The following is a 15,703-nucleotide window of genomic DNA, read 5'->3' as shown; positions in this document are numbered from 1 at the left end:
TTCTTTCTTGTTATTAAAAAGAGTGATTAATCTATCGTCATGCAATGAATAGGGAAGTCGTGACGATGTCTACAGGAAACACTTTACCCCCGGCGCTAGCGGCACTCGCTAGTCCGTTAAATGATGCACAGCTCAATCAACTCCAACAAACCGTAACCCAACTGAATGCTCAGCAATTAGCGTGGGTCAGTGGTTATTTCTGGGGACTGAGCCAATCCAATGCATTGAGCGTTCCACACATTTCCGCAGGGCAGACTGCGTCTGCTGCTTCGGGTAAGCTGACGATCATTTTCGCTTCGCAAACGGGAAATGCGAAAGGCGTTGCTCAAGCGTTATTGAAAGAAGCGCAAGCTGCAGGCATTCAGGCCCAGTTATTTGACGCGAGCGATTACAAAGGCAAAGACTTAGCCAAAGAAACCCATGTAATTTTTGTCGCCTCAACCAATGGTGAAGGTGAAGCGCCGGATAATGCACTGGCACTGCATGAGTTTCTCAAATCCAAAAAAGCCCCCAAGCTGCCTAATCTTAAATACGGCGTCTTAGGATTGGGGGATTCCAGTTATCAGTTTTTCTGCCAAACCGGCAAAGACTTTGATCAGTTTTTAGAAAACCTTGGGGCGCAACGTCTGGTTGAGCGCTTAGATGCGGATGTCGATTATCAGGCTGCAGCGACTGAGTGGCGCAAGCAAGTACTGTCTATTTTGAAAGATGAGCTGACAGGAGCCGCGGCAGTGACGAGCGTGGCTACTTTCGCAGTGAGCCAGACAGCTGAGAGTCACTACAGTAAAGAGCAACCTTACACGGCGAGCTTATCGACGAGCCAAAAAATTACTGGCCGTGATTCAGGCAAAGATGTACGCCATATCGAAATTGATTTGGCCGATTCTGGCATCACATACCAACCGGGTGATGCATTGGGTGTGTGGTATGAAAACCGTCCACAACTGGTTAATGCCCTACTCGATAGCGTAGGACTTTCTGGTCATGAAGAAGTACAAGTGGATGGCGAAACGCTTTCTCTGCATTTGGCACTGACTCATCATTATGAAATTACTGCAGCCAATCCGCAGTTGGTGGCGCAATTTACTGAGCTGGCACAAAGCCAAAAGCTCACCTCTTTAGCCGAAGATAAAGAGGCACTCCGTGAATACGCGACGCGTACACAAGTGATTGATGTGTTGCGCGAAGAAAAAGTCACCCTTTCTGCGACTCAGCTGTTATCACTTCTCCGTCGTTTAACGCCGCGTCTTTATTCGATTGCCTCTAGTCAAACTGAGGTGGGGGAAGAAGTGCATCTGACGGTTGGGGTGGTCGAATATGAGTATGAGGGAGAGCAACGCTTGGGTGGTGCATCCAGCTTCTTAGCTCATCAATTAGAAGAGGGTGCTCCGGTTAAAGTCTTTGTTGAGCACAATAACAACTTCAAATTGCCGAGTGATGATAATGCGCCGCTGATCATGGTTGGCCCCGGAACGGGAATTGCTCCTTTCCGTAGCTTCATCCAAGAGCGCGAAAACCGTGGTGCAGCAGGGAAAAACTGGTTGCTGTTTGGTGACCGCACCTTTACCCAAGATTTTCTCTACCAAGTCGAGTGGCAAAAGTACCTCAAGTCTGGCGTGTTAAATCGCTTAGATGTGGCTTTTAGTCGCGACCAGCACGAAAAGGTGTATGTGCAGCATCGCCTGTTAGAGCAAGCAGAGTTGGTATGGCAATGGTTACAAGAAGGCGCTTACTTCTACGTGTGTGGTGATGCATCACGCATGGCGAAGGATGTGCACCAAGCATTAATTACTGTCGTCGAGCAGCAAGGTGGCTTGAATCGTGAGCAAGCTGAAGAGTATGTGAGTGAACTGCGTAAAGCAAAACGTTATCAAAGGGATGTCTACTAATGAGCGCAAATCAAAACCCATCAGTACAAGAGGTGCTTGGCGAAGTGCTCGGCCCATGGTCGGATAATGAACGCCTAAAGCGCGAAAGTCAGTTTCTACGCGGGACTATCGAGCAAGATCTACAAGATCGCATTACTGGCGGCTTTACCGCGGACAACTTCCAACTCATCCGCTTTCATGGCATGTATCAGCAAGATGATCGTGATATCCGTGCTGAGCGAAGCAAGCAAAAACTTGAGCCTTTACACAATGTCATGCTCCGTGCGCGTATGCCGGGAGGGATCATCACTCCTCACCAGTGGCTCGCGATCGATAAGTTTGCAACTGAACATACTCTGTACGGCAGTATTCGTTTAACCACACGACAAACGTTTCAGTTTCACGGTGTACTCAAGCCGAATATCAAACTGATGCACCAAACCTTAAACAGCATTGGTATCGATTCGATTGCGACCGCAGGGGATGTGAACCGTAACGTATTGTGCACCTCTAACCCCGTGGAATCTGAACTGCATCTGCAAGCCTACGAGTGGGCAAAAAAGATCAGTGAACACCTACTACCGAAAACACGCGCTTATGCCGAAATTTGGTTGGATGGTGAAAAGATCGAAGGACCCGATGAAGAGCCTATTTTAGGTTCAAACTATTTGCCTCGTAAGTTCAAAACGACCGTTGTGATCCCGCCACACAATGATGTGGATGTGCACGCCAATGACTTGAACTTTGTCGCGATTGGTGAAAATGGCCAGTTGGTCGGTTTTAACGTGTTGGTGGGTGGGGGCCTTGCGATGACGCACGGCGATACTTCAACCTATCCGCGTCGTGCCGATGACTTTGGTTTTATTCCTCTGGAAAAAACCTTGGAGGTGGCGGCTGCAGTCGTGAGCACGCAACGCGATTGGGGTAACCGTTCTAACCGTAAAAATGCCAAAACCAAGTACACCTTAGATCGTGTCGGGGTTGAGGTATTTAAAGCCGAAGTTGAAAAACGCGCGGGAATTACGTTTGCGCCAAGCCGGGCTTATGAGTTTACCAGCCGTGGCGATCGGATTGGTTGGGTCGAGGGCATCGATGGCAAACATCATTTAACCCTGTTTATTGAAAATGGCCGCTTATTGGATTTTCCGGGTAAGCCACTGAAAACGGGTGTCGCTGAAATTGCTAAGGTGCATCAAGGCGATTTCCGGATGACGGCTAACCAAAACCTAATTGTGGCTGGTGTGCCAGCGGATCAGAAACAGCACATTGAGCAGCTCGCACGCAGTCATGGTTTGATCGATGATGGTGTGAGTGAGCAGCGCATCAATTCTATGGCGTGTGTGGCCTTCCCAACTTGTCCATTGGCGATGGCGGAAGCCGAGCGTTTTCTCCCTTCTTTTGTCACAGAAGTGGAAGGTATTTTGGCAAAACATGCGTTACCAAAAGAAGAGAACATCATTTTGCGTGTGACGGGCTGCCCGAATGGGTGCGGTCGAGCCATGTTGGCTGAGATTGGCCTAGTCGGTAAAGCACCGGGTCGCTATAACCTCCATTTAGGCGGCAATCGAAATGGAACGCGCATTCCTAAGATGTATAAAGAGAACATTACCGACACGCAAATCCTTCAAGAAATTGATGAGTTGGTGGGACGCTGGGCTAACGAGCGTCTGGAAGGAGAAGGATTTGGTGATTTCACCATCCGCGCAGGCATTATCGAAGAGGTCATTATCTCGAAGAGGGATTTCTATGCCTAACCATACCGTGCCAACACTAGAAGAGTTACTAACGTTAAATAAGGTGCAGCAAACGCTGCGCCTAACGGAAGTCAATCAACATCTGGAATCCCTCAGCGCGCAAGAGCGCGTCGTATGGGCTCTAGAAAATCTGCAAGGCAATCATGCACTGTCATCGAGCTTTGGTATCCAAGCCGCAGTGATGCTTCATTTACTGACTTCAGTGAAGAGTGACATTCCCGTCGTTTTAACCGATACCGGCTATCTGTTCCCCGAAACCTATCAGTTTATTGATGAGCTGACTGAGCGCCTCAATCTGAACTTAAAAGTTTACTCCGCGCCTGTATCAGCGGCTTGGCAAGAAACTCGCTATGGAAAACTATGGGAGCAAGGTGTTGAGGGAATCGAACGCTACAACCAGATTAATAAAGTAGAACCGATGCGTAGAGCATTAGATGAACTCAACATTGGCACTTGGTTCTCGGGCTTACGACGTGAACAGTCACAATCACGAGCAAGCCTACCGATTCTATCGGTACAAAATGGCGTGTTTAAATTCCTGCCAGTGATCGATTGGACCAATAAAGAGGTGCACTATTATCTCAAGGATAACGATCTGCCTTACCACCCACTTTGGGAACAAGGTTATCTTTCGGTTGGTGATACACACACCACACAGAAATGGCAGCCGGGAATGAATGAAGAGCAAACTCGCTTCTTTGGTTTAAAGCGTGAGTGTGGGTTACACGAAGATAATAACGATACACATCAATAAACGCGTTCATTTTCTATTTACACATAATAAAGAGAGGCTGCCGTGATGCAGCCTCTTGCTTTATCTCAGCCTACAAATGAATAACTCTGTGGATAAGTTGTCATCAAGGTCTGAGCAAAGTGGGATAAATAAGCCATTGAGCGCAAATGCAGCGGTTAAGCGTTATTTCTATCAACTTTCTCAAAAAACACTTGCCAGTGTGAAGCGGATCTCTATAATGCGCCCTCGTTGACGCAGCAAGGGCTCACAGCCAAAACGATGCCTCAACAGGCCAGAAAAGAAAATTGAAAAAAGTGTTTGACACGAAATTGATTCTCGCTAAAATGGCCGCCTCTTCTGAAGCAGACCGCCAAGAAGAACGCTCTTTAACAATATAAACCAATCAATCTGTGTGGGCACTCGTTGATGATAATCAAAAAAGATTTATCAATGAACTGAGTGACCATTTGAATGAGCAATCATTCAGCACAGTCAATTCAACATTACTTCGCTTTTTATTAAGCAAAGAATGTAATCAGTATTCATTGAGCCGAAGCGAAAGCTTCACAAAACTTTTAATTGAAGAGTTTGATCATGGCTCAGATTGAACGCTGGCGGCAGGCCTAACACATGCAAGTCGAGCGGCAGCACAGAGGAACTTGTTCCTTGGGTGGCGAGCGGCGGACGGGTGAGTAATGCCTGGGAAATTGCCCGGTAGAGGGGGATAACCATTGGAAACGATGGCTAATACCGCATGACCTCGTAAGAGCAAAGCAGGGGACCTTCGGGCCTTGCGCTACCGGATATGCCCAGGTGGGATTAGCTAGTTGGTGAGGTAAGGGCTCACCAAGGCGACGATCCCTAGCTGGTCTGAGAGGATGATCAGCCACACTGGAACTGAGACACGGTCCAGACTCCTACGGGAGGCAGCAGTGGGGAATATTGCACAATGGGCGCAAGCCTGATGCAGTCATGCCGCGTGTATGAAGAAGGCCTTCGGGTTGTAAAGTACTTTCAGTAGGGAGGAAGGTGGTTAAGTTAATACCTTAATCATTTGACGTTACCTACAGAAGAAGCACCGGCTAACTCCGTGCCAGCAGCCGCGGTAATACGGAGGGTGCAAGCGTTAATCGGAATTACTGGGCGTAAAGCGCATGCAGGTGGTTTGTTAAGTCAGATGTGAAAGCCCTGGGCTCAACCTAGGAATCGCATTTGAAACTGACAAGCTAGAGTACTGTAGAGGGGGGTAGAATTTCAGGTGTAGCGGTGAAATGCGTAGAGATCTGAAGGAATACCGGTGGCGAAGGCGGCCCCCTGGACAGATACTGACACTCAGATGCGAAAGCGTGGGGAGCAAACAGGATTAGATACCCTGGTAGTCCACGCCGTAAACGATGTCTACTTGGAGGTTGTGCCCTAGAGGCGTGGCTTTCGGAGCTAACGCGTTAAGTAGACCGCCTGGGGAGTACGGTCGCAAGATTAAAACTCAAATGAATTGACGGGGGCCCGCACAAGCGGTGGAGCATGTGGTTTAATTCGATGCAACGCGAAGAACCTTACCTACTCTTGACTTCCAGAGAATCTAGCGGAGACGCTGGAGTGCCTTCGGGAACTCTGAGACAGGTGCTGCATGGCTGTCGTCAGCTCGTGTTGTGAAATGTTGGGTTAAGTCCCGCAACGAGCGCAACCCTTATCCTTGTTTGCCAGCACGTAATGGTGGGAACTCCAGGGAGACTGCCGGTGATAAACCGGAGGAAGGTGGGGACGACGTCAAGTCATCATGGCCCTTACGAGTAGGGCTACACACGTGCTACAATGGCGTATACAGAGGGCAGCGATACCGCGAGGTGGAGCGAATCTCACAAAGTACGTCGTAGTCCGGATTGGAGTCTGCAACTCGACTCCATGAAGTCGGAATCGCTAGTAATCGCAAATCAGAATGTTGCGGTGAATACGTTCCCGGGCCTTGTACACACCGCCCGTCACACCATGGGAGTGGGCTGCAAAAGAAGCAGGTAGTTTAACCTTCGGGAGGACGCTTGCCACTTTGTGGTTCATGACTGGGGTGAAGTCGTAACAAGGTAGCGCTAGGGGAACCTGGCGCTGGATCACCTCCTTACACGATGGTTATCGTGATGAGTGTCCACACAGATTGATTCGGTTTAGATTTGAGCATTAAGTGGGTCTGTAGCTCAGGTGGTTAGAGCGTACGCCTGATAAGCGTAAGGTCGGTGGTTCGAGTCCACTCAGACCCACCACTAACGATGGGGTTATAGCTCAGCTGGGAGAGCGCCTGCCTTGCACGCAGGAGGTCTGCGGTTCGATCCCGCATAACTCCACCATCTTTAAGCGTTTTCGCTGAGAATGTTTAAAAATGGTTCATCTTTTCTTTAAATAGAAAGGGAATCTTGCTCTTTAACAATTTGGAAAGCTGACAAAACAACAATTTATTGTTGTTTGTAAAGTTCTCAATGTTTATCGAAAGATAAACACCAACAACACATTCAAGTGTGCTTGGTATCGAATAAGACTTCGGTCTTGTTCAAAATTTGAGTCCGGCAAAATCTGTCTCGCACTCATGTAAATTAAACGCGAGACAACTTAGGTTGTTTAAACAACAACCCGAAACTCCTTCGGGTTGTATGGTTAAGTGACTAAGCGTACACGGTGGATGCCTAGGCAGTCAGAGGCGATGAAGGACGTACTAACTTGCGATAAGCGCAGATAAGGCAGTAAGAGCCGTTTGAGTCTGCGATTTCCGAATGGGGAAACCCAACTGCATAAGCAGTTACTGTTAACTGAATTCATAGGTTAACAGAGCAAACCGGGGGAACTGAAACATCTAAGTACCCCGAGGAGAAGAAATCAACCGAGATTCCGGTAGTAGCGGCGAGCGAACCTGGATTAGCCCTTAAGCACTCGGTGAAGTAGGTGAACAAGCTGGAAAGCTTGGCGATACAGGGTGATAGCCCCGTAACCGACGCTTCATCGAGCGTGAAATCGAGTAGGGCGGGACACGTGATATCCTGTCTGAATATGGGGGGACCATCCTCCAAGGCTAAATACTCCTGACTGACCGATAGTGAACCAGTACCGTGAGGGAAAGGCGAAAAGAACCCCTGTGAGGGGAGTGAAATAGAACCTGAAACCGTGTACGTACAAGCAGTAGGAGCACCTTCGTGGTGTGACTGCGTACCTTTTGTATAATGGGTCAGCGACTTATATTCAGTGGCAAGGTTAACCGTATAGGGGAGCCGTAGCGAAAGCGAGTCTTAACTGGGCGCTCAGTCTCTGGATATAGACCCGAAACCGGGTGATCTAGCCATGGGCAGGTTGAAGGTTGAGTAACATCAACTGGAGGACCGAACCGACTAATGTTGAAAAATTAGCGGATGACTTGTGGCTAGGGGTGAAAGGCCAATCAAACTCGGAGATAGCTGGTTCTCCCCGAAAGCTATTTAGGTAGCGCCTCGGACGAATACTACTGGGGGTAGAGCACTGTTAAGGCTAGGGGGTCATCCCGACTTACCAACCCTTTGCAAACTCCGAATACCAGTAAGTACTATCCGGGAGACACACGGCGGGTGCTAACGTCCGTCGTGGAGAGGGAAACAACCCAGACCGCCAGCTAAGGTCCCAAAGTATTGCTAAGTGGGAAACGATGTGGGAAGGCTCAGACAGCTAGGATGTTGGCTTAGAAGCAGCCATCATTTAAAGAAAGCGTAATAGCTCACTAGTCGAGTCGGCCTGCGCGGAAGATGTAACGGGGCTAAGCAATACACCGAAGCTGCGGCAATATCTTTTAGATATTGGGTAGGGGAGCGTTCTGTAAGCCGTTGAAGGTGGTCTGTAAGGGCTGCTGGAGGTATCAGAAGTGCGAATGCTGACATGAGTAACGACAAAGGGGGTGAAAAACCTCCTCGCCGGAAGACCAAGGGTTCCTGTCCAACGTTAATCGGGGCAGGGTGAGTCGACCCCTAAGGTGAGGCCGAAAGGCGTAATCGATGGGAAACGGGTTAATATTCCCGTACTTCTGACTATTGCGATGGGGGGACGGAGAAGGCTAGGTGGGCCAGGCGACGGTTGTCCTGGTTCAAGTGCGTAGGCTTAAGAGTTAGGTAAATCCGGCTCTTTCTAAGGCTGAGACACGACGTCGAGCTACTACGGTAGTGAAGTCATTGATGCCATGCTTCCAGGAAAAGCCTCTAAGCTTCAGATAGTCAGGAATCGTACCCCAAACCGACACAGGTGGTCGGGTAGAGAATACCAAGGCGCTTGAGAGAACTCGGGTGAAGGAACTAGGCAAAATGGTACCGTAACTTCGGGAGAAGGTACGCTCTTGATGGTGAAGTCCCTTGCGGATGGAGCTGACGAGAGTCGCAGATACCAGGTGGCTGCAACTGTTTATTAAAAACACAGCACTGTGCAAAATCGCAAGATGACGTATACGGTGTGACGCCTGCCCGGTGCCGGAAGGTTAATTGATGGGGTTAGCGCAAGCGAAGCTCTTGATCGAAGCCCCGGTAAACGGCGGCCGTAACTATAACGGTCCTAAGGTAGCGAAATTCCTTGTCGGGTAAGTTCCGACCTGCACGAATGGCGTAATGATGGCCACGCTGTCTCCACCCGAGACTCAGTGAAATTGAAATCGCTGTGAAGATGCAGTGTACCCGCGGCTAGACGGAAAGACCCCGTGAACCTTTACTACAGCTTGGCACTGAACATTGAACCTACATGTGTAGGATAGGTGGGAGGCTATGAAGACGTGACGCTAGTTGCGTTGGAGCCGTCCTTGAAATACCACCCTTGTATGTTTGATGTTCTAACTTAGCCCCATTATCTGGGGTGAGGACAGTGCCTGGTGGGTAGTTTGACTGGGGCGGTCTCCTCCCAAAGAGTAACGGAGGAGCACGAAGGTGGGCTAATCACGGTTGGACATCGTGAGGTTAGTGCAATGGCATAAGCCCGCTTAACTGCGAGAATGACGGTTCGAGCAGGTGCGAAAGCAGGTCATAGTGATCCGGTGGTTCTGTATGGAAGGGCCATCGCTCAACGGATAAAAGGTACTCCGGGGATAACAGGCTGATACCGCCCAAGAGTTCATATCGACGGCGGTGTTTGGCACCTCGATGTCGGCTCATCACATCCTGGGGCTGAAGTCGGTCCCAAGGGTATGGCTGTTCGCCATTTAAAGTGGTACGCGAGCTGGGTTTAGAACGTCGTGAGACAGTTCGGTCCCTATCTGCCGTGGGCGTTGGAAGATTGAAGGGGGCTGCTCCTAGTACGAGAGGACCGGAGTGGACGAACCTCTGGTGTTCGGGTTGTGTCGCCAGACGCATTGCCCGGTAGCTAAGTTCGGAATTGATAAGCGCTGAAAGCATCTAAGCGCGAAGCGAGCCCTGAGATGAGTCTTCCCTGACGGTTTAACCGTCCTAAAGGGTTGTTCGAGACTAGAACGTTGATAGGCAGGGTGTGTAAGCGTTGTGAGGCGTTGAGCTAACCTGTACTAATTGCCCGTGAGGCTTAACCATACAACACCCAAGGGGTTTTGTAGTGGACTCAAAGCTGAGCGCATAAGAATGTGTTGAGAGAACGAAGACAGCTTTCCAGAATTGTTGGTTATCACTTTTTAAGAAAAAGTGAAATCAAAAAAGAATTTTGCTTGGCGACCATAGCGTTTTGGACCCACCTGACTCCATCCCGAACTCAGAAGTGAAACGAAACAGCGTCGATGGTAGTGTGGGGTCTCCCCATGTGAGAGTAGAACATCGCCAGGCTTTAATTTATTTTCACTTTTTAAAAGTGAAGACAAAAGCTCCGACTAGTCTAGCAATAGACGAGTCACCATAAAGTTCTAAAAATTTAGAGTTTTATGTTGACTTTCAAAGTGGGCAGCGTATTATACGCACCTCGCTGACGTGCTAAGGCACTGAAAGCCAAGCTCTTTAACAATATAAACCAATCAATCTGTGTGGGCACTCGTTGATGATAATCAAAAAAGATTTATCAATGAACTGAGTGACCATTTGAATGAGCAATCATTCAGCACAGTCAATTCAACATTACTTCGCTTTTTATTAAGCAAAGAATGTAATCAGTATTCATTGAGCCGAAGCGAAAGCTTCACAAAACTTTTAATTGAAGAGTTTGATCATGGCTCAGATTGAACGCTGGCGGCAGGCCTAACACATGCAAGTCGAGCGGCAGCACAGAGGAACTTGTTCCTTGGGTGGCGAGCGGCGGACGGGTGAGTAATGCCTGGGAAATTGCCCGGTAGAGGGGGATAACCATTGGAAACGATGGCTAATACCGCATAACCTCGTAAGAGCAAAGCAGGGGACCTTCGGGCCTTGCGCTACCGGATATGCCCAGGTGGGATTAGCTAGTTGGTGAGGTAAGGGCTCACCAAGGCGACGATCCCTAGCTGGTCTGAGAGGATGATCAGCCACACTGGAACTGAGACACGGTCCAGACTCCTACGGGAGGCAGCAGTGGGGAATATTGCACAATGGGCGCAAGCCTGATGCAGCCATGCCGCGTGTATGAAGAAGGCCTTCGGGTTGTAAAGTACTTTCAGTAGGGAGGAAGGTGGTTAAGTTAATACCTTAATCATTTGACGTTACCTACAGAAGAAGCACCGGCTAACTCCGTGCCAGCAGCCGCGGTAATACGGAGGGTGCAAGCGTTAATCGGAATTACTGGGCGTAAAGCGCATGCAGGTGGTTTGTTAAGTCAGATGTGAAAGCCCTGGGCTCAACCTAGGAGTTGCATTTGAAACTGACAAGCTAGAGTACTGTAGAGGGGGGTAGAATTTCAGGTGTAGCGGTGAAATGCGTAGAGATCTGAAGGAATACCGGTGGCGAAGGCGGCCCCCTGGACAGATACTGACACTCAGATGCGAAAGCGTGGGGAGCAAACAGGATTAGATACCCTGGTAGTCCACGCCGTAAACGATGTCTACTTGGAGGTTGTGACCTAGAGTCGTGGCTTTCGGAGCTAACGCGTTAAGTAGACCGCCTGGGGAGTACGGTCGCAAGATTAAAACTCAAATGAATTGACGGGGGCCCGCACAAGCGGTGGAGCATGTGGTTTAATTCGATGCAACGCGAAGAACCTTACCTACTCTTGACATCCAGAGAATCCTGCGGAGACGCGGGAGTGCCTTCGGGAGCTCTGAGACAGGTGCTGCATGGCTGTCGTCAGCTCGTGTTGTGAAATGTTGGGTTAAGTCCCGCAACGAGCGCAACCCTTATCCTTGTTTGCCAGCACGTAATGGTGGGAACTCCAGGGAGACTGCCGGTGATAAACCGGAGGAAGGTGGGGACGACGTCAAGTCATCATGGCCCTTACGAGTAGGGCTACACACGTGCTACAATGGCGTATACAGAGGGCAGCGATACCGCGAGGTGGAGCGAATCTCACAAAGTACGTCGTAGTCCGGATTGGAGTCTGCAACTCGACTCCATGAAGTCGGAATCGCTAGTAATCGCAAATCAGAATGTTGCGGTGAATACGTTCCCGGGCCTTGTACACACCGCCCGTCACACCATGGGAGTGGGCTGCAAAAGAAGCAGGTAGTTTAACCTTCGGGAGGACGCTTGCCACTTTGTGGTTCATGACTGGGGTGAAGTCGTAACAAGGTAGCGCTAGGGGAACCTGGCGCTGGATCACCTCCTTATACGATGATTATCGTGATGAGTGTCCACAGAGATTGATTCGGTTTAGATTAGAGAAGAGTATCTTAGTGTCCCGTTCGTCTAGAGGCCTAGGACACCGCCCTTTCACGGCGGTAACAGGGGTTCGACTCCCCTACGGGATACCACTTCCGTTGTGAAGTTAGGGGGTCGTTAGCTCAGTCGGTAGAGCAGTTGACTTTTAATCAATTGGTCGCAGGTTCGAATCCTGCACGACCCACCACTCTCTTCCTCCACAGGAAGTAAAAACATGTGGGCGATTAGCTCAGTTGGGAGAGCACCTGCCTTACAAGCAGGGGGTCACTGGTTCGAACCCGGTATCGCCCACCACTCTTTAAGTATTTTTGGAATAAATTTCCAAACCACCCAACACTGCGTGGTTCGGATTTTTGCCGCCGAAAGTCCTTAAAAAGTGGCTCTTAGTGATAAGAAGTACTTTGCTCTTTAACAATTTGGAAAGCTGACAAAACAACAATTTATTGTTGTTTGTAAAGTTCTCAATGTTTATCGAAAGATAAACACCAACAACACATTCAAGTGTGCTTGGTATCGAATAAGACTTCGGTCTTGTTCAAATTTGAGTCCGGCAAAATCTGTCTCGCACTCATGTAAATTAAACGCGAGACAACTTAGGTTGTTTAAACAGCAATCCGAAACTCCTTCGGGTTGTATGGTTAAGTGACTAAGCGTACACGGTGGATGCCTAGGCAGTCAGAGGCGATGAAGGACGTACTAACTTGCGATAAGCGCAGATAAGGCAGTAAGAGCCGTTTGAGTCTGCGATTTCCGAATGGGGAAACCCAACTGCATAAGCAGTTACTGTTAACTGAATACATAGGTTAACAGAGCAAACCGGGGGAACTGAAACATCTAAGTACCCCGAGGAGAAGAAATCAACCGAGATTCCGGTAGTAGCGGCGAGCGAACCTGGATTAGCCCTTAAGCACTCGGTGAAGTAGGTGAACAAGCTGGAAAGCTTGGCGATACAGGGTGATAGCCCCGTAACCGACGCTTCATCGAGCGTGAAATCGAGTAGGGCGGGACACGTGATATCCTGTCTGAATATGGGGGGACCATCCTCCAAGGCTAAATACTCCTGACTGACCGATAGTGAACCAGTACCGTGAGGGAAAGGCGAAAAGAACCCCTGTGAGGGGAGTGAAATAGAACCTGAAACCGTGTACGTACAAGCAGTAGGAGCACCTTCGTGGTGTGACTGCGTACCTTTTGTATAATGGGTCAGCGACTTATATTCAGTGGCAAGGTTAACCGTATAGGGGAGCCGTAGCGAAAGCGAGTCTTAACTGGGCGCTCAGTCTCTGGATATAGACCCGAAACCGGGTGATCTAGCCATGGGCAGGTTGAAGGTTGAGTAACATCAACTGGAGGACCGAACCGACTAATGTTGAAAAATTAGCGGATGACTTGTGGCTAGGGGTGAAAGGCCAATCAAACTCGGAGATAGCTGGTTCTCCCCGAAAGCTATTTAGGTAGCGCCTCGGACGAATACTACTGGGGGTAGAGCACTGTTAAGGCTAGGGGGTCATCCCGACTTACCAACCCTTTGCAAACTCCGAATACCAGTAAGTACTATCCGGGAGACACACGGCGGGTGCTAACGTCCGTCGTGGAGAGGGAAACAACCCAGACCGCCAGCTAAGGTCCCAAAGTATTGCTAAGTGGGAAACGATGTGGGAAGGCTCAGACAGCTAGGATGTTGGCTTAGAAGCAGCCATCATTTAAAGAAAGCGTAATAGCTCACTAGTCGAGTCGGCCTGCGCGGAAGATGTAACGGGGCTAAGCAATACACCGAAGCTGCGGCAATATCTTTTAGATATTGGGTAGGGGAGCGTTCTGTAAGCCGTTGAAGGTGGTCTGTAAGGGCTGCTGGAGGTATCAGAAGTGCGAATGCTGACATGAGTAACGACAAAGGGGGTGAAAAACCTCCTCGCCGGAAGACCAAGGGTTCCTGTCCAACGTTAATCGGGGCAGGGTGAGTCGACCCCTAAGGTGAGGCCGAAAGGCGTAATCGATGGGAAACGGGTTAATATTCCCGTACTTCTGACTATTGCGATGGGGGGACGGAGAAGGCTAGGTGGGCCAGGCGACGGTTGTCCTGGTTCAAGTGCGTAGGCTTAAGAGTTAGGTAAATCCGGCTCTTTCTAAGGCTGAGACACGACGTCGAGCTGCTACGGCAGTGAAGTCATTGATGCCATGCTTCCAGGAAAAGCCTCTAAGCTTCAGATAGTCAGGAATCGTACCCCAAACCGACACAGGTGGTCGGGTAGAGAATACCAAGGCGCTTGAGAGAACTCGGGTGAAGGAACTAGGCAAAATGGTACCGTAACTTCGGGAGAAGGTACGCTCTTGATGGTGAAGTCCCTCGCGGATGGAGCTGACGAGAGTCGCAGATACCAGGTGGCTGCAACTGTTTATTAAAAACACAGCACTGTGCAAAATCGCAAGATGACGTATACGGTGTGACGCCTGCCCGGTGCCGGAAGGTTAATTGATGGGGTTAGCGCAAGCGAAGCTCTTGATCGAAGCCCCGGTAAACGGCGGCCGTAACTATAACGGTCCTAAGGTAGCGAAATTCCTTGTCGGGTAAGTTCCGACCTGCACGAATGGCGTAATGATGGCCACGCTGTCTCCACCCGAGACTCAGTGAAATTGAAATCGCTGTGAAGATGCAGTGTACCCGCGGCTAGACGGAAAGACCCCGTGAACCTTTACTACAGCTTGGCACTGAACATTGAACCTACATGTGTAGGATAGGTGGGAGGCTATGAAGACGTGACGCTAGTTGCGTTGGAGCCGTCCTTGAAATACCACCCTTGTATGTTTGATGTTCTAACTTAGCCCCATTATCTGGGGTGAGGACAGTGCCTGGTGGGTAGTTTGACTGGGGCGGTCTCCTCCCAAAGAGTAACGGAGGAGCACGAAGGTGGGCTAATCACGGTTGGACATCGTGAGGTTAGTGCAATGGCATAAGCCCGCTTAACTGCGAGAATGACGGTTCGAGCAGGTGCGAAAGCAGGTCATAGTGATCCGGTGGTTCTGTATGGAAGGGCCATCGCTCAACGGATAAAAGGTACTCCGGGGATAACAGGCTGATACCGCCCAAGAGTTCATATCGACGGCGGTGTTTGGCACCTCGATGTCGGCTCATCACATCCTGGGGCTGAAGTCGGTCCCAAGGGTATGGCTGTTCGCCATTTAAAGTGGTACGCGAGCTGGGTTTAGAACGTCGTGAGACAGTTCGGTCCCTATCTGCCGTGGGCGTTGGAAGATTGAAGGGGGCTGCTCCTAGTACGAGAGGACCGGAGTGGACGAACCTCTGGTGTTCGGGTTGTGTCGCCAGACGCATTGCCCGGTAGCTAAGTTCGGAATTGATAAGCGCTGAAAGCATCTAAGCGCGAAGCGAGCCCTGAGATGAGTCTTCCCTGACAGTTTAACTGTCCTAAAGGGTTGTTCGAGACTAGAACGTTGATAGGCAGGGTGTGTAAGCGTTGTGAGGCGTTGAGCTAACCTGTACTAATTGCCCGTGAGGCTTAACCATACAACACCCAAGGGGTTTTGTATTGGACTCAAAGCTAAGCGCATAAGAATGTGTTGAGAGAACAAAGACAGCTTTCCAGAATTGTTGGTTATCAC

General features: G+C 49.7%; 3 protein-coding genes, 5 tRNA genes and 5 rRNA genes. All 13 read left to right on the top strand.

Going from position 1 to position 15,703, the window contains the following annotated elements:
• Positions 1–65: 65 nt before the first annotated feature.
• Entirely contained in the window at positions 66–1,889 is a 1,824-nt protein-coding gene (locus R4537_RS18225) for an assimilatory sulfite reductase (NADPH) flavoprotein subunit (protein ID WP_071178719.1), read from the top strand.
• Complete coding sequence (cysI, locus tag R4537_RS18220; protein ID WP_071178720.1) at positions 1,889–3,622, top strand: assimilatory sulfite reductase (NADPH) hemoprotein subunit; 1,734 nt, start codon at positions 1,889–1,891, stop codon at positions 3,620–3,622. The genes R4537_RS18225 and cysI overlap by 1 nt, the downstream gene beginning before the upstream one ends.
• Positions 3,615–4,376, top strand: a complete 762-nt coding sequence (locus R4537_RS18215) for a phosphoadenylyl-sulfate reductase (protein WP_071178721.1) — start codon at positions 3,615–3,617, stop codon at positions 4,374–4,376. Before cysI ends, R4537_RS18215 begins: the two co-directional genes overlap by 8 nt.
• A gap of 555 nt (positions 4,377–4,931) precedes the next feature.
• Positions 4,932–6,474 (top strand): 16S ribosomal RNA (locus tag R4537_RS18210).
• A gap of 62 nt (positions 6,475–6,536) precedes the next feature.
• Positions 6,537–6,613: transfer RNA gene (locus R4537_RS18205), tRNA-Ile, on the top strand.
• Between the two features lie 8 nt (positions 6,614–6,621).
• Positions 6,622–6,697: transfer RNA gene (locus R4537_RS18200), tRNA-Ala, on the top strand.
• Between the two features lie 302 nt (positions 6,698–6,999).
• Positions 7,000–9,886 (top strand): 23S ribosomal RNA (locus tag R4537_RS18195).
• 130 nt (positions 9,887–10,016) lie between these two features.
• Positions 10,017–10,132, top strand: a 5S ribosomal RNA gene (gene rrf, locus R4537_RS18190).
• A gap of 358 nt (positions 10,133–10,490) precedes the next feature.
• Positions 10,491–12,033 (top strand): 16S ribosomal RNA (locus R4537_RS18185).
• Positions 12,034–12,101: 68 nt separating this feature from the next.
• A tRNA-Glu gene (locus R4537_RS18180) sits at positions 12,102–12,177 on the top strand.
• A 19-nt stretch (positions 12,178–12,196) separates the two neighbouring features.
• Positions 12,197–12,272, top strand: a tRNA-Lys gene (locus R4537_RS18175).
• A 31-nt stretch (positions 12,273–12,303) separates the two neighbouring features.
• Positions 12,304–12,379: transfer RNA gene (locus R4537_RS18170), tRNA-Val, on the top strand.
• A 342-nt stretch (positions 12,380–12,721) separates the two neighbouring features.
• A 23S ribosomal RNA gene (locus R4537_RS18165) occupies positions 12,722–15,608 on the top strand.
• The 16S, 23S and 5S rRNA genes sit together here with 5 tRNA genes alongside, the layout of an rRNA operon.
• Positions 15,609–15,703: the final 95 nt, after the last annotated feature.

It is taken from the genome of Vibrio paracholerae (assembly GCF_037672085.1).
In the GTDB taxonomy this organism is placed as follows: Bacteria; Pseudomonadota; Gammaproteobacteria; order Enterobacterales; family Vibrionaceae; genus Vibrio; species Vibrio cholerae.
This window is presented reverse-complemented; position numbering and strand designations above follow the sequence as displayed.

Bases quoted from the DNA above. Each gene is read 5' to 3' on its own strand.
- R4537_RS18225 (WP_071178719.1), top strand. From the start codon at position 66: ATGTCTACAGGAAACACTTTACCCCCGGCGCTAGCGGCACTCGCTAGT.
- R4537_RS18215 (WP_071178721.1), top strand. From the start codon at position 3,615: ATGCCTAACCATACCGTGCCAACACTAGAAGAGTTACTAACGTTAAAT.
- cysI (WP_071178720.1), top strand. From the start codon at position 1,889: ATGAGCGCAAATCAAAACCCATCAGTACAAGAGGTGCTTGGCGAAGTG.